Below are 23,969 nucleotides of genomic sequence, written 5' to 3' on the forward strand. Positions count from 1 at the left end.
CAATCAGGAATTGGCGAGCATCGCTTCGACCGAGCGCGCGACTCGCAGGAGCCGGGCATCCTCGCCTTGAGGCACGCTGAGCAGCAGGCCTGTGGGCAGCCCCTGGCTGTCCCGGCCGCTGGGCAGGTTGACGCCGGGCATGTCGAGCAAACTGCCGGGCATCGTCAGGCTCAGGGTCGCGAGATTGGTACGGGCAAACAGTTCGTCGTCGGCCTCCAAAGGCGCCAGCGGCGGGGCGACATGGGCCACGGTCGGCGTGATCAGCACCGCGCCGTCGAGTTCCTCGACGAGTTGGCGTTGCAAGGTCGATCGCGCGTCGTAAAGCTTGAGCACCTGGCTGGCGGTCATGGGCCGCGCCGCTTCGAGACGCCGGCGTACCCGCGGGTCGAGTCGTTCGGCATCGGCGCTGTCGAGCAAGGCCTCATGCAAGGCGAACGCCTCGGCGGCCCCCAGCCAGCCGTGGTCGCGGATCAGCGCAAGGCTGGCCTGGAAAGCCGGCAATGGCCGAATCTCCACCAGCGCCCCAGCGGTGCGCAGCGCCTGGACACCGGCCAGCACATTGGCCCGCACCGCGGCCTCGACACGGGCATCCTCCAGCACCGCTTGCTCGACCCAGAAACGCTGCCCGGCCAGGCTGCGCACCGGTGGCGCTTGTCGTGGGTCGCGCCCCTGAAGCAGTTCGTCGATCATCCAGGCGTCACGCACGCTGCGAGTCAACGGGCCGATGCTGTCGATGCTGTGGGCCAGGGGAAATACCCCATCGCGATTGTGACGACGGGAACTGGCGCGAAACCCCACCAGAGCGTTGAAAGCCGCCGGGACGCGGATCGAACCGGCGGTATCGGTGCCCATGGCGATCGGCACGATGCCCGCCGCGACCGCGACCGCCGAACCGCTGGAGGAGCCGCCGGGGATCCGCGGTTGTGCATCGCTGAACGGGTTGACCGGCGTGCCGAAGTGCGGGTTGAGGCCGAGCCCTGAATAGGCGAACTCGCTGAGGTTGGTCTTGCCCAGGCAGACCATGCCGGCCCGGCTGAGCAGGCTGACACTGGCGGCATCCAACAGCGCGGGCGGTGCGTTCCGGCGCACCGCCGCTGCCGCGGTGGTGACACTGCCGGCCACGTCGAACAAATCCTTCCAGGCCATCGGCACACCGTCGAAGCCGCTCAACGGTTGCCCGGCACGCCAGCGCGCCGCCGAGGCCTGCGCTTCACGCCGGGCCCGGGCCTCGGTCAACGACACGAACACGTGTTCGGCGCGAGCGGCTTGCTCCAGCGCTTGTTCCAGCACCTGGACCGGATCGGTGCGCCCTGACGCGAAGGCTTCGGCGAGTGCAATGGCATCCAGCGAGGAAAATGGGCTCATGGGCTGCGGCATCAAAAATGTATCTATTATTAAAATGTACATTTTATCTGGAGCAGATTTCGTGCCAGCTACGCTTGCGCAGTCCATAGCCGCTGAGCGCCAAAGTCTCCCGAGGGGCTGTAACCATCAGCTTAGAGCCGCGCGAATGACTTGGATGAGCAGGGCCCTGGCCAACATCCGGATGGTAGGCTTATCTAATGTATATTTTTATAAAAGATACATTTAGGTGCATAAAAGTAACGTTTTGATGGAGCGAGCCCCACGAAAGGGCGCGCCAATGTGACCCTCAGTGACACTGGACACTGTGAGAGAATCCCTCCATCGCCGTCATGCCCAGAGGAATCGATGAAAGCAGCGCCAGCCCAAGACCCGCGCACCGCGTCTCGCTACGCGATGATTCATCAGGTATTGCGTGATGCAATCACCGAGGGCACCGCACTGCAGGGCTTGGTGTTACTGGAAGCACCGCTGGCGGAGCTGTTCGGCACCAGCCGTGTTCCGGTGCGCAAGGCGCTGGACTTGTTGCACGAAGAGCGGTTGATCAGCCGTTTTGACGGGCGTGGGTACTTGATCAATCCCCTGGGCTTGGATATCGAGCCGCTGCGCCTGCCCTTGAGCCATGTTCACCTTGGCCTGGCGCGTGGCGAAGAACGGGTGGACACGCGACCACTGGGCGAGCGGATCCACGAAGAAATCGGCAGCGCGTTGCTGACCTGCATTACCTTCGGCCACTACCGCCTCGATGAACAAGCCGCCGCCGAGCATTACGGCGTGAGCAGGGCCGTGGTGCGAGAAGCCTTGATGCGCCTGAGGGACCGGGGCTTGCTGGAAAAAGAGCCCTACTCACAGTGGCTGGCCGGCCCGCTCACTGCCCGGGAAGTCACCGAAGATTATGAGCTGCGCGCCTGCCTGGAGCCTGAGGCGCTACGTCAAAGTGCGCCAGGGCTGAGCCGCGAGCAACTGCAAGCCATGCTGGAACGGGTAACCCAAGCGCAACAGGCTGAGCATTGCCCGGAAGAGACGATCCAGCGCATCGAGGAAGACCTGCACCAGCACTGCCTCAGCGGCCTGCAAAATCGAAAAATGGCAGCACTGATTCGCCAGGCCCAAAGCCCGATGATCATCAGCCGGATTTTTTCCCGGCTGCTGGGAATCGGCGCGGACCCCGCCATGCTGGCCGAGCACCGCCTGATCCTGGAACTGTTGCTACACGGTGCCTTCGACGCCGCCGCGCTGAACCTCAAGGAGCATTTGCAACGCGCCCGGCAACGGATGCTGCAACGCCTCAAGGTGCTATCGGTCGTGCCGGAGCAGGACTTGCCACCTTACCTGAGCAAAATCAGCTGATCGCCCACGGTCGGCGGCCAGCCCTCAGCTTTCCAGCAACCCATGCAGGTCCACGAACTGCTGGGTCAGCTTGTGCCGCGGGTCCAGGTGAATCAGCGGCAGGCTGGCCTGGTGGGACTCGCGCATGCGCACCGAACTGCTCAGGTACACCGGCAATACCGGCAGGCCTTCGGCGATCAGTTCGTCGAGAATCTGCTGCGGCAGGCTGGCGCGGGCCTGGAACTGGTTGACCACGATGCCTTCGACTTCCAGGCCTTCGTTATGGTCATCCTTGAGCTCTTCAATTTCCGCCAGCAGGCCGTACAAGGCCTGACGGGAGAAGCTGTCGCAGTCGAACGGGATCAGCACCCGATCAGCGGCGATCAACGCTGAAACCGCATAGAAATTCAGCGCTGGCGGGGTGTCCAGGTAAATCCGGTCGTAATCCTCCTCCAGCTCTTCGAGCAATTTGCGCAGCTTGTTGATCTTGTGCTTCGCCTCGAGCTTGGGCTGCAGGTCCGTCAGCTCCGCCGTGGCGGTGATCACGTGCAGGTTGTCGAACGGCGTCTCGTAGATATCCACCTTGTTCTTTTTCGAGAAAGGCCCGGACGACAGGGTCTGCTTGAAGAAGTCGGCAATGCCCATGGGGATATCGTCGCCGGTCAGGCCAGTCAGGTATTGAGTGGAGTTGGCCTGGGCATCCAGGTCCACCAACAGCGTGCGATAGCCCTCGCTGGCGCTGACGGCCGCCAGATTGCAGGCGATGCTGGACTTGCCCACGCCACCTTTCTGATTGAACACCACACGCCGCATGTCAAAACCTCCGTGTATCAAAGATTCCCGAGTGTAGTAGGCCGCGACACTGCTTAGCTACCTTCTGCGTAGAAGGACTACAGCAACAGTGGCTTTTCCAACGATTCAGACGTCAATCGTGCCCGGATAAAGACAGAAACAACCGACAGACAAGCCCGTGACGATCGCGATAATGGTCCAAGCCAGGCATCGAGCGGACCGACTCGTACATTTTGCTGGGCAAAATGTAACCAGTATTTGCTACAAGCCAACCGCACCGGGATAATGCGCGCCACTTGGGTCGCAAGGCCATGCAGGGTTGGACGCGGGTCAAACCACTGAACCGTGACAATAAAAGCCCGCAGGGGTGGGATGAGTTTTGATCAATTTCAATATCGCCCAATGGCGCGCGTGGGCCCCTGGGCTCGAAAGCGTGGACGACTGGCAGGCCTGGAGCCGACAGCCGGTTGTGTTGCCGGCCAGTGATGCCGCCCCTGACGTATCGTTCCTGCCTGCCATGCAGCGTCGTCGCCTCAGCCGCCTGGCGCGGATGGCCTTCAGTGTCGGCTGGCCACTGGCGGAGGGCCAGCCGGACCTACCGTTGGTCTTTATTTCCCGCCACGGCGAAACCCCGCGCACTTTTGAGATTCTCAAGGACCTGGCGGCCGACCAGCCCTTGTCGCCAACTCAGTTCAGCCTGTCGGTGCACAATGCGGTGATCGGCCTGTGGTCGATCATGCGCGGCGAAACCAGCGAAATGACCGCCCTGGCCGCCACCGGCGACGGCTTGGAACACGGTGTGCTGGAGGCCGCCGCTTTGTTGAACGAAGGCTCGCCAGCGGTGTTGCTGGTGATCACCGAAGAACAGCCGCCGCAGGTCTACGCACCGTGGGTCGATGACGTGCCCTTCCCCTATGCCATGGGCCTGCTGCTGACGCCGGGCGACGACTGGCAACTGGACCTGTCCGCGCAGGCCGACCAACGATCCGGCAGCGACTGGCCCCATGCCCTGGACCTGTTGCGTACCCTGCTGAACAACGAAACCACCTGCCAACATGCCTGGAAGAATCGTGTATGGACCTGGCAACGCAACCGGTGACCGGTAAACATCGCGACGCCTATTACTGGCGCCTGGTCGCGACCGCCGCAAGCTTCGCCCTGTTCGGGCTGGGCGGGCTGTGCCTGCGCTTGCTGGTTTTTCCGTTGCTGGCCTGGCTGCCCGGCGATGCCCAGGCCCACCGACAAAGGGCCCGCCGCACCGTCGGGCGGTTGTTCTGGTTCTTTATCCGGTTCATGGCCCGTACCGGCGTGCTCACCTACCAGATCGATGGCGCCGAACGGCTCGGGCGCCCCGGGCAGATGATCATTGCCAATCACCCCTCGCTGATCGACGTGGTGTTCCTGATCGGGCTGGTGCCCAACGCCAACTGCGTGGTCAAGCAAAGCCTGTGGGACAATCCCTTTACCCGTGGACCATTGCGTTCAACCCAGTACATCAGCAACGACGGCAGCATGGACATGCTCGATGCCGCCAGCGATACCCTGCAAGATGGCCAGACACTGATCGTGTTTCCCGAAGGGACGCGCACCCAGCCAGGCCAGGTGCCGGCCTTTCATCGGGGGGCCGCGGCCATCGCCCTGCGGGGTGCGAAAATCCTCACGCCCGTCACGATCAAGGTCAACCCCACGACCCTGACCAAGGCCGAACCCTGGTATCGCATCCCCCGGCGCCGCGTGCACTTCAGTTTTCACGTCGGGGCCGATATAGATCCACAGGCGTTCGCCGCGCTCGGCCCGCCGCCCCAGGCTTCGCGCAGGCTCAACGATTTCTTGCATCACTATTTCATCAAGGAGCTCGCCGAAGATGAGCGATCTGCACCGTGACATCAAACAGCTGATCATCGACGCCCTCGGCCTGGAGGATATTGGAGTCGACGACATCGGCGACCACCAGACCCTGTTCGGCGAAGGCCTGGGCCTGGACTCGGTGGATGCCCTGGAGCTAGGCCTGGCGATCCAGAAGGAGTACGGCATCAAGATCGACGCCGACGCCAAGGACACTCGTAACCATTTCAGCAATGTGGCAAGCCTTGCGGCCTTCGTCACTGCAAAACGCCCCTGAGACCGGACCATGCAAACTCGTGACGACATTTTCAACACCCTGCGTGACGCCCTGGTCGAGCTCTTCGAGCTGGACCCAGAGCGCGTGACGCTGGAATCGAACCTGTACCAGGACCTGGAAATCGACAGCATCGATGCGGTTGACCTGATCGACCACATCAAGCGCCAGACCGGCAAGAAAATCGCCGCCGAGGAATTCAAGTCGGTGCGCACCGTCAATGACGTGGTCGAGGCGGTCTATCGACTGGTTCAACCGGCCGCATGACCCGGCTGATTGGCCTCGGCCTGCTGCTGGCAGGCCTGCTGTACCCCTTTGCGGTGTATTTCGGCATGGAGCATTTCGCCCCGTGGCAGTTCGGGCTGCTGCTGGGTAGCCTGTGGCTGGCCCGGGCGTTGCTAGGCAAGGGCGGCGCCGGTAGCCGCTGGATGGCGACCACGGCGATCGTGTTTTGCGTGTTGCTCGCGCTGTTCGACAGCCCGCTCCTGCTGCGTTGGTACCCGGTGCTGATCAGCGGGTTCATGCTCGGGCTGTTTGCCCTGAGCCTGAAATACGGCCCGCCAATGATCGAACGCCTGGCCCGCCTGCGCGAACCGCAGCTGCCGGCCAAGGCGGTGGTCTATACGCGTCAGGTCACGGTGGCCTGGAGTGTGTTTTTCCTGTGTAACGGTTTGCTCGCCGCCGCCCTGACCCTCTGGGCGCCGCTGAGCTGGTGGATGTTGTACACCGGCCTGATTTCCTACGGATTGATGGGGCTGCTGTTTGCCATTGAATGGCTCATACGACAACGGGTAAGAGGCCGCCCATGAATTGGATAACACTTGAGCGGATGTTGCTCAGGGCTCAGCCGGAACGCACCGTCGCGGTCACTCCGGCGCTGGATCATTCGCAACTGCGGGACGCGGCGTTGCGCCTGGCGGCCGGCCTGCAAGCCCGGGGCGTACGCCAGGTGGCGGTGCACCTGGAAGATGCAGCCGACCTGGCCATCACCCTGCTCGGTGCCTGGCACGCCGGCACACGCGTCCTGCTTCCCGCCGACCTGCAAGCGCAGACGCGCCAGCGCTGGGCGTCGGAGGTGGACCTGTGGCTGACCGACCAGCCCGGCGACACCCATCCCGACGACTTGCAACACGCGCCGATGGACGCCGTCGAACTGGACCTCGATCACTGCTGGCTGAGCCTGTGTACCTCCGGCTCCAGCGGCGAGCCCAAGCGCATCGAGAAAGCCCTGCGGCAGTTGAGTAACGAAGTCCAGGCCCTGGAACAGCTGTGGGGCGCCGACCTGGGCCCGGCCTGCATGATCGGCAGCGTTGCCACCCAACATATCTACGGGCTGCTGTTCCGAGTGCTGTGGCCGCTGTGCGCCGGGCGTCCGTTCGGGCGCAGGCAATTGGCGTTCCCCGAAGACCTGCAACGCGCCAGCCGCGAGCAGCCGGTGTTCGCCTGGGTCGCCAGCCCGGCGTTGCTCAAGCGCATGGGCGATAACCTCGATTGGCCGGCCCTGAGCAGCGTGCGCCGGGTGTTCTCCTCCGGCGGCGCCTTGCCGGCCGAGGCCGCGCAAAGCTTGCAGCGACGGCTGGGGCAATGGCCGACGGAAATTTTCGGCAGCTCGGAAACCGGCGGTATCGCCTGGCGCCAGGGTGACCCATGGTGGCAGCCCTTTGCCGACGTCGAGCTGCGCCAGGACAGCGACGGCGCCTTGCTGATCGCTTCGCCCTATCTGCCCGCCGGGCATGTGGAACACACCGCCGACGCGGCGCGAATCGCCGAAGATGGGCGCTTCGAGCTGCTCGGGCGACTGGACCGTATCGTCAAGCTCGAAGAGAAGCGCATCTCCCTGCCCATGCTCGAACAGGCGCTGGTGGCCCACGACTGGGTCAGCGAAGCGCGGCTGGGCGTGGTGCAGGAGAACCGCGCCTCCCTCGGCGCGCTGCTGGTGCTGAGCGACGCTGGCCTGCGGGCCTTGCGCAACCAGGGTCGGCGGGCCGTGACCGAGGGCCTGCGCCGGCACCTGAGCGAACATTGCGAAACCCTCGCCCTGCCACGGCGCTGGCGCTGGCTACGGCAGTTGCCGCTCAACGCCCAGGGCAAGCTGCCCCAGGCCGAGGTCGAGGCGCTGCTGATGGCGCCACGCCCCAAAGCCCCCGAGGTGTTGGAGCAGGTTGAAACCGACGGCGAGTGGAGCCTGCGCCTGGTCGTGCCGCCTGACCTCGCGTACTTCAGCGGCCACTTCCCCACCGCGCCGGTACTGCCCGGCGTGGTGCAGGTCGACTGGGCCTTGAGCCTGGGCCGCCAACTGCTGGACCTGCCGCCGCGGTTCGTCGGCATGGAGGTGCTGAAATTCCAGCAACTGGTTCGCCCCGGTGACGACATCCAACTGCACCTGCGCTTCGACCGCGAGCGCGGCAAGCTGTACTTTGCCTACCGCAATGCCACGGCCGCCTGTTCCAGTGGGCGGATTGTGTTGGGGATGACGAATGATTAATGCTCACACTGCCCTCCTGTGGCGAGGGGATTTATCCCCGCTCGAGTGCGAAGCGCTCGCCATCAGTCTGTGTCGTTACACAGAATTTGGGGTCGCTGCGCAACCCAGCGGGGATAAATCCCCTCGCCACAGGGAGGCGGTGCACAGTGGCTCGTTGGAAGGCGGAAAATATGCATAACCCCTGCGCCGTCATCCCGGTCTACAACCACGAAACCGCCATCCCGGCGGTGGTCCAGGCGTTGCTTGCCAACGGCCTGCCCTGCGTGCTGGTGGATGACGCCAGCAACCCGGCATGTGCCGCCGTACTGGAACGGCTGGCCGAGGGCGAGCAGGTGCATCTGGTCAGGCTGGCCGTCAACCAGGGCAAGGGCGGCGCAGTGATGACCGGCTTGCGCGAAGCGTCGCGCCTGGGTTTCAGCCACGCCTTGCAGGTGGACGCCGACGGGCAGCACGACCTGGGCGACGTGAAGACTTTCATCGAGCAATCCCGCGCCCACCCGGACGCAGTGATCTGCGGCTATCCGCACTACGACGCCAGCGTGCCGAAAGGTCGCCTGTACGCGCGCTACCTGACCCACGTCATGGTCTGGATCAACAGCCTGTCCCTGCAAATCCGCGACTCGATGTGCGGCTTTCGGGTCTACCCCTTGGCACCGACCCTGGCGCTGATCGACTCGGCCAATATCGGCAAGCGCATGGATTTCGACTCGGACATCCTGGTGCGCCTGGCCTGGCGCAATCAGCCGATGCACTGGCTGCACACCCGGGTCCATTACCCTCAGGACGGCGTTTCGCATTTTCGCCTGTTCCACGACAACGTGCTGATTTCCAGCATGCACACCCGGCTGTTCTTCGGCATGCTGGTGCGCGCGCCCCTGATCCTCTGGCGACGGTGGCGGACATGAGCCTTCAGGCAGACAAGCAACATTGGGCCGACCGCCAGGAGCGCGGCAGTTTCTGGCTGATGAAACTCACCGCGCTCGCCGCCAAGGTGCTCGGCCGACGCTTGCTGACCCCGGTGCTGTACGGCATCGTCCTGTACTTTTTCATTTTCGGCCGCAGCGCGCGCCAGGCGGCCTGGCAATACCAGCAACGCCTGGCCGACTGGAGCGCACGCGCCGAACTGCGCCCGACCCGCTGGCGGGTGTTCGGGCAGTTCATGGCGTTCGCCGATTCCTTGCTCGACAAGCTCGACGTCTGGAACGGCAAGCTGAGCATCGACCAGATCGAAATCGTCGACCCGGCGCTACTGCGCAATCACCTGCGCGATGCCCGCGGGCAAATGCTGGTGGGCGCGCACCTGGGCAACCTGGAGATGTGCCGGGCCCTGGCCGAGCTGGGCGAGAAAGTGACCATGAACGTGCTGGTGCACACCAAGCACGCCGAGCAGTTCAACCGTTTGCTGGGCGAGGCCGGTGCCACGCACTTGCGGCTGATCCAGGTCAGTGAGCTGAACCCGGTGATCATGTTGCAACTGAGCGAGCGCCTGGAGCGCGGCGAGTGGCTGGCGATTGCCGGCGACCGCGTGCCACTGCATGGCGGACGCAGCGTGACCGTGGACTTCATGGGCCACCCAGCGGCATTCCCCCAGGGGCCCTGGCTGCTGGCCGGCCTGCTGAAATGCCCGGTCAACCTGCTGATGTGCCTCAAGCACGAGGGGCGCTATCGCGTCACGCTCGAACCCTTCGCCGATGCCGTGGTGTGGAAACGCAACGAGCGCGAACAAGTGATCGCCCATTGGGCCGGCCACTATGCCGAGCGCCTGGCGCAGTACTGCCTCCAGGGCCCCCAACAGTGGTTCAACTTTTACCCTTTCTGGAAGACCGATGACGATGCCCACTCTTGAGCCGGTAACCTTCGGCGAACGCCCCCTGCGCATCGAAGATGTGCTGGCCCTGGCCAACCGTCAGGCCCCGACGCAGTTGCAGGATGACCCGGCGTTCCGCCAGCGCATCGCCAAGGGTGCGCAATTCCTCGACTCCTTGCTGGACAAGGAAGGCGTGATCTACGGCGTGACCACCGGCTACGGTGACTCTTGCGTGGTCGCGGTACCACTGCACCACGTCGAGGCCCTGCCGCGTCACCTGTACACGTTCCACGGCTGTGGCCTGGGCAAACTGCTGGACGCCCAGGCCACCCGCGCGGTGCTGGCGGCGCGCTTGCAGTCGCTGTGCCACGGCGTATCCGGGGTGCGGGTGGAACTGCTGGAGCGGCTCCAGGCCTTTCTCGAACACGACATCCTGCCGCTGATTCCGGAAGAAGGCTCAGTGGGCGCCAGCGGCGACCTGACGCCGCTGTCCTACGTCGCCGCCACGCTGTCCGGTGAACGGGAAGTGATGTTCCGTGGCGAGCGGCGCCTGGCCGCCGATGTGCACCGTGAGTTGGGCTGGACCCCACTGGTGCTGCGGCCCAAGGAAGCCCTGGCGCTGATGAACGGTACCGCTGTGATGACCGGCCTGGCCTGCCTGGCCTTCGCCCGGGCCGACTACCTGCTGCAACTGGCGACCCGTATCACCGCGTTGAACGTCGTCGCCCTGCAAGGCAACCCGGAACATTTCGACGAGCGCCTGTTCGCCGCCAAGCCACACCCAGGGCAGATGCAAGTCGCCGCGTGGCTGCGCAAGGACCTGGCGATCGATGCGCCGACAGCGCCGCTGCATCGCCTGCAGGATCGCTATTCCCTACGCTGCGCGCCCCATGTACTCGGCGTGCTGGCCGACAGCCTGGGCTGGCTGCGTTCGTTCATCGAGACCGAACTCAACAGCGCCAACGACAATCCGATCATCGACGCCGAAGCCGAGCGCGTGCTCCACGGCGGGCATTTCTACGGCGGGCATATCGCCTTCGCCATGGACAGCCTGAAGAACCTGGTGGCCAACGTCGCCGACCTGCTCGACCGGCAACTTGCCTTGCTGGTGGACGAGCGCTACAACCACGGCCTGCCGAGCAACCTGTCCGGCGCCAGCGCCGAGCGGGCGATGCTCAACCACGGGTTCAAGGCCGTGCAGATCGGCACCAGCGCCTGGACCGCCGAGGCGTTGAAAAACACCATGCCGGCCAGCGTGTTCTCGCGTTCCACCGAATGTCACAACCAGGACAAGGTGAGCATGGGCACCATCGCCGCCCGGGACGCGATCCGCGTGCTGGAACTGACCGAACAGGTCGCCGCCGCCACGTTGCTGGCGGCCAACCAGGGCGTATGGCTGCGCAGTCGTGCCGAAGACGCGCGGCCGCTGCCGCCGGCCCTGGCCGCCATGCACCAGCAATTGGCCGAGGATTTCGCCCCGGTCATCGAAGACCGCGCCCTGGAAGGCGAATTGCGCCTGTGCCTGCAACGCATTGCCGAACAACATTGGAGGCTGCATGCGTAGCCAAGGCGTTCTGCACGTCGACACCCACATCGTGGTGCCGTTTTTCGACGTCGATTCGATGAACGTGGTCTGGCACGGCCACTACGTCAAATACCTGGAAGTGGCCCGCTGTGCGCTGCTCGACCTGATCGGCCACAACTACAACGACATGCTCGAATCCGGCCATGCCTGGCCGGTCATCGACCTGCAACTGCGCTACGTGCGCAGCGCCGTGTTCGGCCAGGCCCTGACCGTGCGTGCCAGCCTGGTTGAGTGGGAAAACCGGCTGAAGATCAATTACCTGATCAGCGACGCAGCCACCGGCGAGCGCCTGACCCGCGCCAGTTCGGTACAAGTGGCCGTGGACATCGCCAGCCGCGAAATGCTGCTGGCCTCGCCCCGGGTCTTTGTCGAAGCCGTCGAAAGGAAACTGCCATGAAACGTTTGTCGATCTGGTTGCTGCTGTGTTGCCTGGCGCCGTTGGCCCAGGCCTTCGACCTGCAGCAGTTGAGCGACCAACTGGCCCGCCCGGAGGTGATCCACGGCCAGTTCATCCAGGAAAAACACCTGCGTGCGCTGCCCCAGCCGCTCACCAGCAAGGGCCGCTTCGTGCTGGCGAAAAACCACGGCCTGCTGTGGCTGCTGCAAACCCCACTGCAACAGGACTACCGCATCACCGCCCATGGAATTGCCCGACGGGACGGCAATGCCTGGCAGATGCTGCCGAACAAGAGCGCCGGCGCCGAGCAGAACCGCCTGTTCCTGGCGGTATTGCAGGGCGACAGCAGTGGCTTGCAACGGGATTTCGAACTGAGCCTGTCGGGCGAGCCACAGCAGTGGAAACTCACCCTGACCCCGCGTTCGGTGCTGCTCAAGCAGGTCTTCAACCAGATCAACATCGACGGCGGCGAACTGGTCCAGCGCATCGAACTGCTGGAAACCCAGGGCGACAGCACCGTGCTGCGCATGCAGGACGCCACCAGCGCGCAACCTTTGAGCGAAGCGGAGCAACATGACTTTGCCGAGTGAACGGATGCTGCCCCGGCTGTTCCTGATCCTGCTGCTGGCCGTGCTCGCGCTCGCCGGCTGGCAGTGGCGCAACGGCGCGCCGCTGTCGGCCAATCTCATGGAACTGGTGCCGGGCACGTCGCCCGATGCCCTGGAACTGATCGCCGAACAGCGCATGCAGGAACCGTTGAATCGCGAGGTGCTGGTGCTGGTCGGTCATGCCGATCGCCAGCAAGCCATCGCCCTGGCGCAAACCCTGGGCGAGCAATGGCAGGCCAGCGGCCTGTTCGACAAGGTGCAGTGGACGTTGCAGGCCGACTTGCCGGCGCTGCGTACGCAACTGCTCAACGGGCGCTTGGCGATGCTCTCGGCGGCGGACCGGCAGCAACTGATCGAACAGCCCCAGGCGTTCATCCAGCAACGAGTACAGGCCCTGTTCGACCCGTTCAGCGGCTTCAGCCTGGTGCCGAACCAGGACGATTGGCTGGGCCTGACCGGGCGTATCCAGAACAGCCAGCCCCAACGCGGAGCGATCAAATTCGACATCGGCAGCGGGGCCTTGGTCGCCGATGCCGACGGTAAAAGCTGGGTGATGTTGCGGGCCCGCGCCCAGGGCACCGCCTTCGACATGAACCTGCCGCTGCAAGTGGCCGAGCTGCTGCAACGCAGCCGCGACCAGGCGGGCCAGGCCCAAGGGCAACTGCTGGCGGCCAGCGGCCTGCTGTACGCCGCCAGCGGCCAGCAACAGGCGTCACGGGAAATCACCTGGGTCGGCGGTGGCGCGACGGTCGGCATTTTGCTGCTGCTGTTGCTGGCCTTCCGACGCTTGCGCGTGTGGCTGGCGTTCGTGCCGGTGCTGGTGGGCATGCTGTTCGGTGCCGTAGCGTGCGTGGCCTTGTTCGGACGCATGCATGTGATGACCCTGGTATTGGGTTCCAGCCTGATCGGCGTCGCGGTGGATTACCCCCTGCACTACCTGTCCAAGAGCTGGAGCCTCAAGCCATGGCGCAGCTGGCCGGCCTTGCGCCTGACCCTGCCGGGGCTGAGCCTGAGCCTGGCGACCACCTGCATCGGCTACCTGGCCCTGGCCTGGACGCCGTTCCCGGCCCTGACCCAGATCGCGATATTTTCCGCCGCCGGGCTGGTGGGTGCCTACTTGACCGCGGTGTGCCTGTTGCCGGCGCTGCTCAACGGCGCGGATTTGCGTCCGGCCCAATGGCCGCTGCGGCTATGCGAATGCCTGCTCCAGATCCGCCAGGCGTTGTTGGCACGGGTGCCGACGCCCGTGCTGCTGGTGTTGCTGCTGAGTTTCTGCGCGGGCGGCCTCTGGCACCTGACCACGAAAAACGACATCCGCCAGTGGATCGGCACGCCTCAGCACCTCACCGACGAAGCCCGCGAGATCGCGCGCATCACCGGTTTCCAGCCCACCAGCCAGTTCTTCCTGATCCGCGCCGACAATCAGTCTCAACTGCTGGAGCGCCAGACCGCCCTCAACGAGCGGCTGGATCAGTTGATCGCCCTGGAAAAACTCCAGGGCTACCTATCGCTGAACCAACTGGTGAGCCCGCCCGCCGACCAGCAGAAGGTGCGTGAGGCCCTGGCCCGCTTGCCGGCTGTCTGGCAGCCGTTGCTGGACCTGGGCGTGCCGGTCGCCGCGCTGCAAGCGGAACTGGCGCAATTGCAGGCCTTGCCGGTAACCGACATCGATGCCGCGCTGGCCGGGCCCCTGGCCGAGCCGTACCGCACGCTCTGGCTCGGCCCCACCGCGCAAGGCGTGGCCGCCATGATCAGCCTGCAAGGCTTGAACGATGCCGCGCTGCTGCGGGTGCAAGCCGTGGACCTGCCGGGGGTACAACTGGTGGATCGCCTGGGCGACCTGAACCGGGTCTTCGCCGCCACGCAGGTCAGCGCCGCCGAGTTGAAACTGGCCTCCTGCGTGCTGATCGTGCTGGTGCTGATCTGGCCGTTCGGGGTCGGTGCGGCCTTGCGCATCGTCGCCCTGCCATTGCTGGCCGCGCTGTGCAGCCTGGCGAGCCTCGGCTGGCTGGGGCAGCCACTGACCCTGTTCAGCCTGTTCGGCCTGCTGCTGGTGACGGCCATCGGCGTCGATTACGCGATCCTGATGCGCGAGCAGATTGGTGGCGCGGCGGTGAGCCTGCTGGGCACTTTCCTGGCAGCGATCACTACTTGGCTGTCGTTCGGCCTGCTGGCGCTTTCCAGCACACCGGCAGTGAGTAATTTCGGCCTGGCGGTGAGCCTGGGGCTGGCTTTCAGTTTCATGCTGGCGCCGTGGGCCGGGCATCACGAACACCCCGCATCCGCTCAAGAAGACCAACGATGATTACGGATATTCAAGGAATCCCAATGCCTGTCACTGAAACGGAACATCGCCAGGTCGTCATCATCGGTGCCGGTCCCTCCGGGGCCATCGCCGCCGCGCTGCTCAAGCGCAAGGGCCACGATGTGCTGGTCATCGAACGCCAGCATTTCCCACGGTTCTCCATCGGTGAGAGCCTGTTGTCCCACTGCCTGGATTTCGTTGAAGAAGCCGGCATGCTCGACGCGGTGAATGCCGCCGGGTTCCAGCGCAAGAACGGCGCCGCGTTTGCCTGGGGCGAGCGCTACAGCGCCTTCGACTTCGGCGATACCTTCAGCAACGGCAAGCCCACCACTTTCCAGGTACAACGCGCCGACTTCGACAAATTGCTGGCCGACCAGGCCGCCCTGCAAGGCGTGGAGATCCGCTACGGCCAAGCGATTGCCAGTGCCGATTTCACCCTCGCCAAACCACGACTGGGCGTGCAGCGTGAAAACGGCAGCCAGTACTGCGTCGAAGCTGACTTCGTGCTCGATGCCAGCGGCTACGGTCGCGTCCTGCCGCGCCTGCTGGACCTTGAGGCACCGTCGAACTTCCCGCTGCGCCAGGCGGTGTTCACGCACATCGAGGATCGTATCGACACTCCGGCGTTCGATCGGGAAAAGATCCTCATCACCACCCACCCGAGCAAACGTGACGTGTGGTTCTGGACCATTCCGTTCAGCGGCGGGCGCTGCTCGGTGGGCGTGGTCGCGGCGGCGGAACATTTCGCCGGTCGCACCGACGACCTCGATGCCTGCCTGCGTGGTTTCATCGACGAAACCCCGAGCCTGGCCGGCGTGCTGAAAAATGCGCTGTGGGACACCCCGGCACGCACCATCGGCGGCTACTCGGCCAACGTCAAGACCCTGCACGGCCCGGGCTTTGCCCTGTTGGGCAACGCCGCGGAATTCCTCGACCCGGTGTTCTCCTCCGGCGTGACCATTGCCATGCGTTCGGCGAGCATGGCCGCCGATGTACTCCACCGCCAGCTCCAAGGTGAAAGCGTCGATTGGCAAAGCGAGTTTGCCGAGCCGCTCAAGCGCGGCGTCGACACCTTCCGCTGCTATGTCGAGGGCTGGTACGCCGGTACCTTCCAGGACGTGATTTTCTACACCGAAGGCTCGGACGACATCCGGCGCATGATCAGTTCGATCCTGGCTGGCTACGCCTGGGATCAACGCAACCCGTTTGTCAGTGAACCCAAGCGGCGCCTGCGCATGCTCTCGGAAATCTGCGCAAGCCCGGCGCCGAGTCAGCAACCATGAGCTACCTGAGCGACAACTACGTCGAAGAAACCCGCTTCGGCTTCTGGTTCCTGCGCAGCCACACCTGGCAGCACCACGTGTTGCGCGTGGCGATCAACGACCTGCGCAGCCTGTTCAGCACCGCGCTTCCGGCCAACCCGGTGCTGCTGGACGCCGGCTGCGGCCAGGGTAAATCATTCCAGTACCTGCGCCAGGTGTTCGCGCCACAACGCCTGATCGGCGTGGATGCCGACCCTCACAGCCTGGACCTGAGCCGGGAGGAAGCCGCGCGCCAAGGCATGAGCGTGGAACTGATCGGCAGCGACTGCGCGACCTTGGCGGTGCCCGACGCCAGCGTCGACCTGCTGTTCTGCCACCAGACGTTCCATCACCTGGTGGAGCAGGAAAAAGCCCTCGCCGAGTTCTACCGCGTACTCAAGCCCGGCGGCTATTTGATGTTCGCCGAATCCACCGAAGCCTACATCGATACCTGGGTGATCCGCTGGCTGTTCCGCCACCCCATGCACGTGCAGAAAAGTGCCGCGCAGTACCTGCAGATGATCCGCGATCAAGGGTTCCGGTTCGAAGACCGCAACGTCTCCTACCCGTACCTGTGGTGGAGCCGTGCCAAGGATTTCGGCCTGCTGGAGCGCTTTGGCCTGCGCCGGCCCAAGCCATTTGGCGAGCGTGAGGAAACCCTGGTCAATGTGGTGGCGCGCAAGCCTGGCGAAGGGGCTGCCGGATGATCCGTGGCCTGCTGATCGCCTGTGTGTTGCTGCTCAGCGCCTGCGCCAGCCAGGCGCCGCTGCCCGCCCGCACGCCGACCCTGGCGTTGCCGATGCAACTGCACATCGAGCGGACCCTGGCCGGCCAACGCCAGGACTGGCTACTGGTGATCCAGCGCGAAGACACCGGCATCCGTTGGTCGATGATGGACCCGCTGGGCATTCCCGTGGCCCGCCAGCGCCTGGTCGACGGCCAGTGGCAGGCCGACGGTCTGCTGCCACCCAATGCCGAGGCCCGGGAGTTGTTCGCCGCGCTGTTGTTCGCCCTGACCCCCGACGCCGAGCTGTCCGGCAACTATCCGGCGGCCCGGCGACAGGCGTCGCAACGGACTCTCGATAATCGCTGGCAGGTGCGCTACACGCAGCCGCTGGATTTCGAAATGAGCCTGCCCCAAGGCCCCCGCTACCGCATCACACCGTTGACCGAGAACGCCCCATGACCGCCTACCTGAATGCCCTCGGGGTGATCTGCGCCCTGGGCCGCGACAAGCACACTGTCGCGCGCAACCTGTTTGCCGGCGACTGCTCGGGCGTGCGCTGCGAGGATGGCTGGGTGGCCGAACGGGCCTTGCCGGTCGCCGCGGTACCGGGTGAACTCGCGCCCATCCCCCCTGCCCTGGCGGCGCAACGCAGCCGCAATAATCAACTGCTGTTGGAAGCGGGGCTGCAGATTCGCGCGGAGATCGACCAGGCCATCCAGGCCTACGGGCGCGCTCGCATCGGCATCGTCCTGGGCACCAGCACGTCGGGCATCGATGAGGCCAGCCAGGGCATTGCCCACTACCTGCGCGAGCAGCGCTTCCCCGACGGCTACGACTACCAGCAACAGGAACTCAGCGCGCCGGCCAACTTTCTTTCCGACTGGCTCGGCCTGAGCGGCCCGTCCTACGTGATTTCCACGGCCTGTACCTCCAGCGCCCGCGCCTTGATGAGCGCCCGGCGCCTGTTGGACCTGGGCCTGTGCGATGCGGTGCTGTGCGGTGGCGTGGACAGCCTGTGCAAACTGACCCTCAACGGTTTTTCCGCGTTGGAAGCGGTGTCGAACGAACGCTGCAATCCGTTCTCGGTGAACCGCAGCGGCATCAACATCGGCGAAGCGGCGGTGCTGTTTCTCATGAGCAAGACGCCAGGCGAGGGCACACCGATTGCCTTGCTCGGCGACGGCGCCAGTTCCGATGCCCACCATATCTCCGCGCCCGAACCCAGCGGTCGCGGCGCGCGCCAGGCCATGGAAAAAGCCCTGCGCTGCGCCGGCCTCGACGCCCGCCAGATCGACTACCTGAACCTGCATGGCACCGCCACGCAACACAACGACGCCATGGAAAGCCAGGCCGTGGCCGGGCTGTTCCCGGCCGGTGTGCCCTGCTCGTCCACCAAGCCCATGACCGGCCATACCCTCGGCGCGGCCGGGGCGCTGGAAGCGGCGTTCTGCTGGCTGGCCCTGAGCACACAAAACACCGCCCAGGCCCTGCCGCCGCACATCTGGGACGGCCAGGCCGATCCGGCCCTGCCAGCGCTCGACTGGGTCACCGCCGACACCCGCCTGAAACCCGCCACCGCGCGCCGCCTGATGAGCAATTCATTTGCCTTCGGCGGCAACAACGTCAGCCTGATTATCGGAGACGCCCCATGACTGACTGGCCGCTCGCCGAACTGCTGCCCCATGCCGGCGACATGATCCTCATCGACCGGATCCTGTCGTTCGATGACGAACAGATCCACACCCACGCCACCGTCAAGCCCGGCGGTTTGTTCAACCGCGACGACGGCGCACTGCCGGCCTGGGTCGGCATCGAGCTGATGGCCCAGAGTGTCGCGGCGTTTGCCGGTTGCCACGCGCGCCGACGCGGCGATACCGTGGAGTTGGGCTTTTTGCTCGGCACCCGCAAGTTCGAATGCAACGTCGACTGCTTTCCCGTCGGCACCGAGCTGAGCATCCATGGCGTGCGCTCCCTGGAAGACGACAACGGCATGGGCGTGTTCGAATGCCACATCCACGCCCCCGGCATCCATGCCACGGCCCGGCTCAATGTATTCCGTCCGCCCCAGGCTGCCCATTACCTTCATGAACCGTCCGCAACAGGAACCCCGCCATGACTGAATCCGTACTGGTCACCGGCTCCAGCCGTGGCATCGGCCGCGCCATCGCCCTGCGCCTGGCCCAGGCCGGGCACGACATCGTGCTGCACTGCCGCAGCGGCCGCGCCGAGGCCGAGGCGGTCCAGGCACAAATCCAGGCCCTGGGCCGCAACGTCCGGGTGCTGCAGTTCGACGTGGCCGACCGCGCCGCTTGCAAGGCCATTCTCGAAGCCGATGTCGAAGCCCACGGCGCCTATTACGGCGTGGTGCTCAATGCCGGCCTGACCCGCGATGGCGCCTTCCCGGCCCTGAGCGAAGACGACTGGGATGTGGTGATGCGCACCAACCTCGACGGTTTCTACAACGTACTGCACCCGGTGATGATGCCGATGATCCGTCGTCGCGCCGCCGGAAGGATCGTCTGCATCACTTCGGTTTCCGGGCTGATCGGCAATCGCGGCCAGGTCAACTACAGTGCTTCGAAGGCCGGTTTGATCGGCGCGGCCAAGGCGTTGGCAATCGAGCTGGGCAAGCGCAAGATCACCGTCAATTGCGTCGCGCCGGGGTTGATCGACACCGCCATGCTCGATGAAAACGTACCCGTGGAAGAACTGATGAAAATGATCCCCGCCCAGCGCATGGGCACCCCGGAAGAAGTGGCCGGCGCGGTGAACTTCCTGATGTCCGCCGAAGCCGGCTACATCACCCGGCAGATCCTGGCCGTCAACGGAGGCTTGTGCTGATGAAGCGCGTCGTCGTCACCGGCATGGCCGGCATCACCTCCGTGGGCAGCGACTGGGAAACCATCGCCAGCAACTTCGCCGCCAACCGCAGCGGCATCCGGCGCATGGATGAGTGGGACCGTTTCACCGAACTGAACACGCGCCTGGCCGGCCCCATCGACGACTTCCAGGTCCCGGCCCACTGGACCCGCAAGCAATTGCGCAGCATGGGGCGGGTCTCGCGCCTGGCAGTCGCGTCGGCGGAACAGGCCCTGGCCGACGCCGGCCTGCTGGGCGACGAATCGATCAAGGACGGGCGCATGGGCGTGTCCTGCGGTTCATCCACCGGCAGCACCGATGAGATCAAGGCGTTCGGCAACATGCTGCTCAACAGCGTGGCCGAAGGCCTGAACGCCAACTCCTATGTGCGCATGATGCCCCACACCACGGCGGCCAACATCAGCATCTTCTTCGGGCTGACCGGACGCCTGATCCCCACTTCCAGTGCCTGCACCAGCGGCAGCCACGGCATCGGCTATGCCTACGAGGCCATCAAGTTCGGGCGCCTGCCGTTGATGCTGGCCGGCGGTGCGGAAGAACTGTGCCCGACCGAAGCGATGGTCTTCGATGCGCTCTACGCTACCAGCCTGAAAAACGATGCGCCGCAAACCAGCCCGCGTCCCTACGACAAAGGCCGCGATGGCCTGGTGATCGGCGAAGGTGCCGGCATGCTCGTGCTTGAGGAACTGGAACACGCCCTGGCCCGTGGCGCACGGATTCATGCCGAGATCGTGGGCTTCGGCAGCAACGCCGACGGCCAGCACGCCACCCGCCCCGAACTGGTCACCATGCGCCGGGCCATGGAACTGGCCCTGGAAGATGCCGGCCTCGAACCCTCGGCCATCGGCTACGTCAATGGCCATGGCACCGCCACCGAACAGGGCGACATCGCCGAAACCCTGGCCACCAGCAGCCTGTTTGGCGAGCACATGCCCATCAGCTCGCAGAAGAGTTTCCTCGGCCACACCCTGGGTGCCTGCGGGGCGCTGGAATCCTGGTTCAGCATCGAAATGCTGAACAGCGACCTGTACGTGCACACCTTCAACCTCGATGAGGTCGATCCCCAATGCGGCCAGCTCGACTACCTGCGCAGCGAGTTCAGGTCGATGAGCAACGAATACGTGATGAACAACAACTTCGCCTTCGGTGGGGTCAACACCTCGTTGATCTTCCGCCGCTGGCGCTGAATCGGATTCAAAACCCGTTACCCCTACGTCAAGGAGACCATGATGTCGTTGAAGAAAATCGCCGTGACCGCCGCCCTGTTGCTCAGCACCCTGCCAAGCCTCAGCCAGGCCCGTGATACCGCGCTGTTCCTGCCGTTCGACAAGGTCGTCGCCGAAGCCATCCGCACCGGCAAGATCGACGGCAGCGTGAAGTTCTACCTGGCCGGCAACAAACCGGCTGGCAACGTCACCGTGGTCAGCCCCGGCGCCGTGACCAACAAGAAAACCAACGCCTTCAACAAGTCCGATGAAGTGGCCTGCGAATGGGTGCTGCAATCAGCCCTGATCAGCCTGCACCAGGCCGCCAAGAACGCCGGCGCCAACGCCGTCACCAACATTGTCAGCTTCTACAAGAGCAACGAACGCAAAGACCCCACCACCTACGAATGCCACGCCGGCGCGATCATGGCCGGTGTTGCGTTGAAAGGGGATTTGGCGAAGGTGCAATAAAAAGCGCCGTTTGGGCCATTAGAGAGGCCTGGCAATTGATGCCAGGCCATCCCGCAACCCTCATGTGGGAGCGAGCTTGCTCGCGATAGCGCTGGGTCAGTACCTGAGATGCTGGCTGTGCTGCCGTCATCGCGAGCAAGCTCGCTCCCACAGGGTTGGGTGCCGTACCCGGATATTGCGTACACGCAGTCCATTGTGGGAGCGAGCTTGCTCGCGATAGCGCTGGGTCAGTACCGGCGATGCGAGCTGTGCTGCCGTCATCGCGAGCAAGCTCGCTCCCACAGGGTTGGGTGCCGTACCCGGATATTGCGTACACGCAGTCCATTGTGGGAGCGAGCTTGCTCGCGATAGCGCTGGGTCAGTACCGGCGATGCGGGCTGTACTGCCGTCATCGCGAGCAAGCCCTCTCCCACAGGGTTGGGTGGCGTACCCGGATATTGCGAACACCACAGTTCCACTGTGGGAGCGAGCTTGCTCGCGATAGCGCTGGGTCAGTACCTGAGATGCGGGCTGTACTGCCGTCATCGCGAGCAAGCCCTCTCCCACAGGGTTGGGTGGCGTACCCGGATATTGCGAACACCACAGTTCCACTGTGGGAGCGAGCTTGCTCGCGATAGCGCTGGGTCAGTACCGGCGATGCTGGCTGTGCTGCCGTCATCGCGAGCAAGCTCGCTCCCACTGGGTTGGGTGGCGTACCTGGATATTGCCGGCACGCTGTTTGGAGCCCACCAGCCGTCCGAGTGTCCAGCACGGACCTTGTGGCGAGGGAGCTTGCTCCCGCAGGGCTGCGCAGCAGACCCTCGTTCATTGGATGTCTTCCTTCATCCCATTCGAGTGCAGGCGATGAACATCCGCCCGTTTAAGAGCAGGCAGGAAATCCTCCGCCATCGGCACGCCTTCACGCACGATGATCAGGAAACGTTTCTGAAGCGTATTGATGATTTCGTCGCCATTGCTCAAACGACTGCCGACCAGCGCGATATTGCTATTGGCTTCCCCCGCGCCGGTGATGATCCGTGCCGTGCTGCCATCGGCATACACCACCTGGTCGCCTTTCTGCGCGGCCCGCACTTTCCAGCCATTATCCAAGGTGAACGTCAATGACGATGACACCTGCTGGATCGTTCCGCCGTACCGCGTCTGGCTGCCCTCGGTGGCCACTCGATAAATAGCGATTGGCGGATGCGCTTGGACGAATGCTTTTTGTCGATTGACGAATGCCGCGACTTCTTCGCCGTAACCCTCCAGGTGGCGTTGCTCCAAGTACAAGTCATCCAAATGACAGAGCGCTTCACGGGAAATTTCGTTGGTGTAGAGGGCATCCAAAGGTGAGTGCATTTCCAGGGGCCTTATTCATGGGCTTCAGGCTGCGCCCCTTGCCGCTGGGAAGGAGCACCGAGCCGGAGGATTCGGAATGATGAATAAGACGTCGCAGCACAGGTGAGTGGCAATCCCAACGGCGTGGTACCTGGAACGAATAGGAAGTGTCTCAACTAGAAATGCGCGTTTTCCTACAGCCCAGAATGTTTATCTGGCGATTCGTTACGCTTGGCTTCAATCGCCCGAAGCGATGCCCCCTGGAGAAGCGCTTACGCGAGCTGGAACCCGTGGGCGAGCGGGTCTCTGTCATCGACAAAAAGGGTGTTGTAGCCTGTCACCTGGGCCCAACCGGTGATGCTCGGGCGTATGCCGTCGAATTCGCCAACCTTTATCGCCGCCTCGACCTTGCCTTCGTAAAGCGTGCCAATCGGACTCTCGTGTCGATAGGTGTCGCCGACTTTCAGTCGCCCCTTGCCAAACAACTGCGCCATCCTGGCGGAAGTTCCGGTGCCACCAGGAGAACGATCAATGGCCTTGTCACCGTAAAACACCGCGCAACGACCATCCGCCGTGCTGTTCTGCGGTTTGTCGCACCAGATGACGTGATGCACGCCAGTGATCCGCTCATTTTCCGGGTGCAACGGATTACAGATTCCGGCCAGCGCCGCGCGCAGTTTCACACTCAGACCGACGATATCGGCGGTGCTGTGTCCATCAAGGCCTGGCCAGCATTGCTGCGGTTCGACCACCGCGTAAAAGTTACCGCCGTAGGCGATGTCGACAGTCAGTTGCCCGACGCCAGGCACCTGCACCACAACATCCGCGCTGTGCAGGTAGCTGGCGACGTTGAACAGTTTGATCGACTCGACGTATTCACCGTCCAGGGTGTACTCGACATCGACACGGCCGGCCGGGGTTTCGATCGCCAGCTTGCCCGGTTCTTTCGGCGTCACCAGCCCCTCTTCGATGACCACCGTCGAAAGCCCGATGGTCCCCGCGCCGCACATCGGCAAGCAGCCGCTGACTTCGATGAACAACGCGCCAAAGTCGCAATCTTCGCGAGTCGAGGGGTAGATGATCACGCCGGACATGATGTCGTGGCCGCGAGGCTCGAACATCAGCGCGGTGCGTACCCAGTCGTGATCGCGGACGAATATCTCCCGCCGCTCGGCCATGGAAACCGATGGCAACAACGGACCGCCACCTGCGACAACGCGAACCGGATTGCCGCAGGCGTGGGAATCGATACAGAAAAAACTGCGTCTCATGGTGCCAT

Annotated in this window: 25 protein-coding genes; 21 read left to right on the forward strand and 4 right to left on the reverse strand. The window is 64.2% G+C overall.

Annotated elements, in window-relative coordinates; all coding sequences use genetic code 11:
* Positions 1 to 3 precede the first annotated feature (3 nt).
* Positions 4 to 1,365 carry an amidase gene (locus AO356_RS09135; RefSeq protein ID WP_060743087.1) on the reverse strand — a complete coding sequence of 454 codons (1,362 nt, stop codon included), beginning with the start codon at positions 1,363 to 1,365 and terminating at the stop codon, positions 4 to 6.
* 345 nt (positions 1,366 to 1,710) lie between these two features.
* Between AO356_RS09135 and AO356_RS09140 the strand changes: the two genes are divergently transcribed.
* Complete coding sequence (locus AO356_RS09140) at positions 1,711 to 2,712, forward strand: GntR family transcriptional regulator (protein ID WP_060739507.1); 1,002 nt, start codon at positions 1,711 to 1,713, stop codon at positions 2,710 to 2,712.
* Between the two features lie 24 nt (positions 2,713 to 2,736).
* Here the strand turns inward: AO356_RS09140 and AO356_RS09145 are convergent, their stop codons facing one another.
* Positions 2,737 to 3,504 (reverse strand): ParA family protein, encoded by a 768-nt coding sequence (locus AO356_RS09145; RefSeq protein WP_060739508.1) that lies wholly within the window; start codon positions 3,502 to 3,504, stop codon positions 2,737 to 2,739.
* A 358-nt stretch (positions 3,505 to 3,862) separates the two neighbouring features.
* Between AO356_RS09145 and AO356_RS09150 the strand changes: the two genes are divergently transcribed.
* The 20 genes from AO356_RS09150 to AO356_RS09245 all read left to right on the forward strand — a co-directional run bounded on the left by AO356_RS09150 (position 3,863) and on the right by AO356_RS09245 (position 21,373).
* The gene (locus AO356_RS09150) at positions 3,863 to 4,582 is read left to right on the forward strand and encodes a beta-ketoacyl synthase chain length factor (RefSeq protein ID WP_060739509.1); all 720 of its coding nucleotides are present in this window, start codon (positions 3,863 to 3,865) and stop codon (positions 4,580 to 4,582) included.
* The gene (locus AO356_RS09155) at positions 4,558 to 5,367 is read left to right on the forward strand and encodes a lysophospholipid acyltransferase family protein (RefSeq protein WP_060739510.1); all 810 of its coding nucleotides are present in this window, start codon (positions 4,558 to 4,560) and stop codon (positions 5,365 to 5,367) included. Before AO356_RS09150 ends, AO356_RS09155 begins: the two co-directional genes overlap by 25 nt.
* The gene (locus AO356_RS09160) at positions 5,348 to 5,605 is read left to right on the forward strand and encodes a phosphopantetheine-binding protein (protein ID WP_060739511.1); all 258 of its coding nucleotides are present in this window, start codon (positions 5,348 to 5,350) and stop codon (positions 5,603 to 5,605) included. The genes AO356_RS09155 and AO356_RS09160 overlap by 20 nt, the downstream gene beginning before the upstream one ends.
* Positions 5,606 to 5,614: 9 nt before the next feature.
* Entirely contained in the window at positions 5,615 to 5,869 is a 255-nt protein-coding gene (locus AO356_RS09165; RefSeq protein WP_030140951.1) for an acyl carrier protein, read from the forward strand.
* Positions 5,866 to 6,411, forward strand: coding sequence for a hypothetical protein (locus AO356_RS09170; protein WP_060739512.1), 546 nt, complete (start codon positions 5,866 to 5,868; stop codon positions 6,409 to 6,411). The genes AO356_RS09165 and AO356_RS09170 overlap by 4 nt, the downstream gene beginning before the upstream one ends.
* Positions 6,408 to 8,087 (forward strand): AMP-binding protein, encoded by a 1,680-nt coding sequence (locus AO356_RS09175; protein ID WP_060739513.1) that lies wholly within the window; start codon positions 6,408 to 6,410, stop codon positions 8,085 to 8,087. Before AO356_RS09170 ends, AO356_RS09175 begins: the two co-directional genes overlap by 4 nt.
* A 170-nt stretch (positions 8,088 to 8,257) precedes the next feature.
* Entirely contained in the window at positions 8,258 to 8,992 is a 735-nt protein-coding gene (locus AO356_RS09180) for a glycosyltransferase family 2 protein (protein WP_060739514.1), read from the forward strand.
* On the forward strand, positions 8,989 to 9,933 hold the full coding sequence (locus tag AO356_RS09185) for a glycosyl transferase (RefSeq protein ID WP_060739515.1): 945 nt from the start codon (positions 8,989 to 8,991) through the stop codon (positions 9,931 to 9,933). Before AO356_RS09180 ends, AO356_RS09185 begins: the two co-directional genes overlap by 4 nt.
* Entirely contained in the window at positions 9,914 to 11,458 is a 1,545-nt protein-coding gene (locus AO356_RS09190) for an HAL/PAL/TAL family ammonia-lyase (protein WP_060739516.1), read from the forward strand. The genes AO356_RS09185 and AO356_RS09190 overlap by 20 nt, the downstream gene beginning before the upstream one ends.
* Entirely contained in the window at positions 11,451 to 11,876 is a 426-nt protein-coding gene (locus AO356_RS09195; RefSeq protein ID WP_060739517.1) for an acyl-CoA thioesterase, read from the forward strand. Before AO356_RS09190 ends, AO356_RS09195 begins: the two co-directional genes overlap by 8 nt.
* Positions 11,873 to 12,466 (forward strand): outer membrane lipoprotein carrier protein LolA, encoded by a 594-nt coding sequence (locus AO356_RS09200; RefSeq protein ID WP_060739518.1) that lies wholly within the window; start codon positions 11,873 to 11,875, stop codon positions 12,464 to 12,466. The genes AO356_RS09195 and AO356_RS09200 overlap by 4 nt, the downstream gene beginning before the upstream one ends.
* A complete protein-coding gene (locus tag AO356_RS09205) occupies positions 12,450 to 14,789 on the forward strand; it encodes an MMPL family transporter (protein WP_060739519.1) in 2,340 nt (779 codons plus the stop codon). Before AO356_RS09200 ends, AO356_RS09205 begins: the two co-directional genes overlap by 17 nt.
* Positions 14,790 to 14,812: 23 nt before the next feature.
* Positions 14,813 to 16,072: an NAD(P)/FAD-dependent oxidoreductase gene (locus tag AO356_RS09210; protein ID WP_060739520.1), complete on the forward strand. Its 1,260-nt coding sequence runs from the start codon at positions 14,813 to 14,815 to the stop codon at positions 16,070 to 16,072.
* Positions 16,069 to 16,797 carry a class I SAM-dependent methyltransferase gene (locus AO356_RS09215; protein ID WP_060739521.1) on the forward strand — a complete coding sequence of 243 codons (729 nt, stop codon included), beginning with the start codon at positions 16,069 to 16,071 and terminating at the stop codon, positions 16,795 to 16,797. The genes AO356_RS09210 and AO356_RS09215 overlap by 4 nt, the downstream gene beginning before the upstream one ends.
* Positions 16,794 to 17,276, forward strand: coding sequence for a DUF3261 domain-containing protein (locus AO356_RS09220; protein WP_060739522.1), 483 nt, complete (start codon positions 16,794 to 16,796; stop codon positions 17,274 to 17,276). Before AO356_RS09215 ends, AO356_RS09220 begins: the two co-directional genes overlap by 4 nt.
* Entirely contained in the window at positions 17,273 to 18,469 is a 1,197-nt protein-coding gene (locus tag AO356_RS09225) for a beta-ketoacyl-[acyl-carrier-protein] synthase family protein (RefSeq protein ID WP_060739523.1), read from the forward strand. The genes AO356_RS09220 and AO356_RS09225 overlap by 4 nt, the downstream gene beginning before the upstream one ends.
* Positions 18,466 to 18,933, forward strand: a complete 468-nt coding sequence (locus AO356_RS09230) for a hotdog family protein (protein ID WP_060739524.1) — start codon at positions 18,466 to 18,468, stop codon at positions 18,931 to 18,933. Before AO356_RS09225 ends, AO356_RS09230 begins: the two co-directional genes overlap by 4 nt.
* Positions 18,930 to 19,658, forward strand: coding sequence for a 3-oxoacyl-ACP reductase FabG (gene fabG, locus AO356_RS09235; protein ID WP_060739525.1), 729 nt, complete (start codon positions 18,930 to 18,932; stop codon positions 19,656 to 19,658). The genes AO356_RS09230 and fabG overlap by 4 nt, the downstream gene beginning before the upstream one ends.
* Positions 19,658 to 20,884 carry a beta-ketoacyl-ACP synthase gene (locus tag AO356_RS09240; RefSeq protein WP_060739526.1) on the forward strand — a complete coding sequence of 409 codons (1,227 nt, stop codon included), beginning with the start codon at positions 19,658 to 19,660 and terminating at the stop codon, positions 20,882 to 20,884. Before fabG ends, AO356_RS09240 begins: the two co-directional genes overlap by 1 nt.
* 42 nt (positions 20,885 to 20,926) lie before the next feature.
* Positions 20,927 to 21,373: a hypothetical protein gene (locus AO356_RS09245; protein ID WP_003197008.1), complete on the forward strand. Its 447-nt coding sequence runs from the start codon at positions 20,927 to 20,929 to the stop codon at positions 21,371 to 21,373.
* Between the two features lie 804 nt (positions 21,374 to 22,177).
* Here AO356_RS09245 and AO356_RS09250 read toward each other — a convergent pair.
* Both AO356_RS09250 and AO356_RS09255 read right to left on the reverse strand, forming a co-directional pair.
* Positions 22,178 to 22,699, reverse strand: a complete 522-nt coding sequence (locus AO356_RS09250) for a hypothetical protein (RefSeq protein ID WP_237140807.1) — start codon at positions 22,697 to 22,699, stop codon at positions 22,178 to 22,180.
* 263 nt (positions 22,700 to 22,962) lie between these two features.
* Positions 22,963 to 23,961 (reverse strand): 4-hydroxyproline epimerase, encoded by a 999-nt coding sequence (locus AO356_RS09255; protein ID WP_060739528.1) that lies wholly within the window; start codon positions 23,959 to 23,961, stop codon positions 22,963 to 22,965.
* Positions 23,962 to 23,969 lie beyond the last annotated feature (8 nt).

Origin of the sequence: Pseudomonas fluorescens (assembly GCF_001307275.1) — a bacterium.
Lineage (GTDB): Bacteria > Pseudomonadota > Gammaproteobacteria > Pseudomonadales > Pseudomonadaceae > Aquipseudomonas > Aquipseudomonas fluorescens_AA.

Excerpts from the sequence above, each read along its gene's own strand:
- AO356_RS09135 (WP_060743087.1), bottom strand. The coding sequence starts at position 1,365 with ATGAGCCCATTTTCCTCGCTGGATGCCATTGCACTCGCCGAAGCCTTC.
- AO356_RS09140 (WP_060739507.1), top strand. The coding sequence starts at position 1,711 with ATGAAAGCAGCGCCAGCCCAAGACCCGCGCACCGCGTCTCGCTACGCG.
- AO356_RS09145 (WP_060739508.1), bottom strand. The coding sequence starts at position 3,504 with ATGCGGCGTGTGGTGTTCAATCAGAAAGGTGGCGTGGGCAAGTCCAGC.
- AO356_RS09155 (WP_060739510.1), top strand. The coding sequence starts at position 4,558 with ATGGACCTGGCAACGCAACCGGTGACCGGTAAACATCGCGACGCCTAT.
- AO356_RS09160 (WP_060739511.1), top strand. The coding sequence starts at position 5,348 with ATGAGCGATCTGCACCGTGACATCAAACAGCTGATCATCGACGCCCTC.
- AO356_RS09165 (WP_030140951.1), top strand. The coding sequence starts at position 5,615 with ATGCAAACTCGTGACGACATTTTCAACACCCTGCGTGACGCCCTGGTC.
- AO356_RS09170 (WP_060739512.1), top strand. The coding sequence starts at position 5,866 with ATGACCCGGCTGATTGGCCTCGGCCTGCTGCTGGCAGGCCTGCTGTAC.
- AO356_RS09175 (WP_060739513.1), top strand. The coding sequence starts at position 6,408 with ATGAATTGGATAACACTTGAGCGGATGTTGCTCAGGGCTCAGCCGGAA.
- AO356_RS09180 (WP_060739514.1), top strand. The coding sequence starts at position 8,258 with ATGCATAACCCCTGCGCCGTCATCCCGGTCTACAACCACGAAACCGCC.
- AO356_RS09185 (WP_060739515.1), top strand. The coding sequence starts at position 8,989 with ATGAGCCTTCAGGCAGACAAGCAACATTGGGCCGACCGCCAGGAGCGC.
- AO356_RS09190 (WP_060739516.1), top strand. The coding sequence starts at position 9,914 with ATGACGATGCCCACTCTTGAGCCGGTAACCTTCGGCGAACGCCCCCTG.
- AO356_RS09195 (WP_060739517.1), top strand. The coding sequence starts at position 11,451 with ATGCGTAGCCAAGGCGTTCTGCACGTCGACACCCACATCGTGGTGCCG.
- AO356_RS09200 (WP_060739518.1), top strand. The coding sequence starts at position 11,873 with ATGAAACGTTTGTCGATCTGGTTGCTGCTGTGTTGCCTGGCGCCGTTG.
- AO356_RS09205 (WP_060739519.1), top strand. The coding sequence starts at position 12,450 with ATGACTTTGCCGAGTGAACGGATGCTGCCCCGGCTGTTCCTGATCCTG.
- AO356_RS09210 (WP_060739520.1), top strand. The coding sequence starts at position 14,813 with ATGCCTGTCACTGAAACGGAACATCGCCAGGTCGTCATCATCGGTGCC.
- AO356_RS09215 (WP_060739521.1), top strand. The coding sequence starts at position 16,069 with ATGAGCTACCTGAGCGACAACTACGTCGAAGAAACCCGCTTCGGCTTC.
- AO356_RS09220 (WP_060739522.1), top strand. The coding sequence starts at position 16,794 with ATGATCCGTGGCCTGCTGATCGCCTGTGTGTTGCTGCTCAGCGCCTGC.
- AO356_RS09225 (WP_060739523.1), top strand. The coding sequence starts at position 17,273 with ATGACCGCCTACCTGAATGCCCTCGGGGTGATCTGCGCCCTGGGCCGC.
- AO356_RS09230 (WP_060739524.1), top strand. The coding sequence starts at position 18,466 with ATGACTGACTGGCCGCTCGCCGAACTGCTGCCCCATGCCGGCGACATG.
- fabG (WP_060739525.1), top strand. The coding sequence starts at position 18,930 with ATGACTGAATCCGTACTGGTCACCGGCTCCAGCCGTGGCATCGGCCGC.
- AO356_RS09240 (WP_060739526.1), top strand. The coding sequence starts at position 19,658 with ATGAAGCGCGTCGTCGTCACCGGCATGGCCGGCATCACCTCCGTGGGC.
- AO356_RS09245 (WP_003197008.1), top strand. The coding sequence starts at position 20,927 with ATGTCGTTGAAGAAAATCGCCGTGACCGCCGCCCTGTTGCTCAGCACC.
- AO356_RS09255 (WP_060739528.1), bottom strand. The coding sequence starts at position 23,961 with ATGAGACGCAGTTTTTTCTGTATCGATTCCCACGCCTGCGGCAATCCG.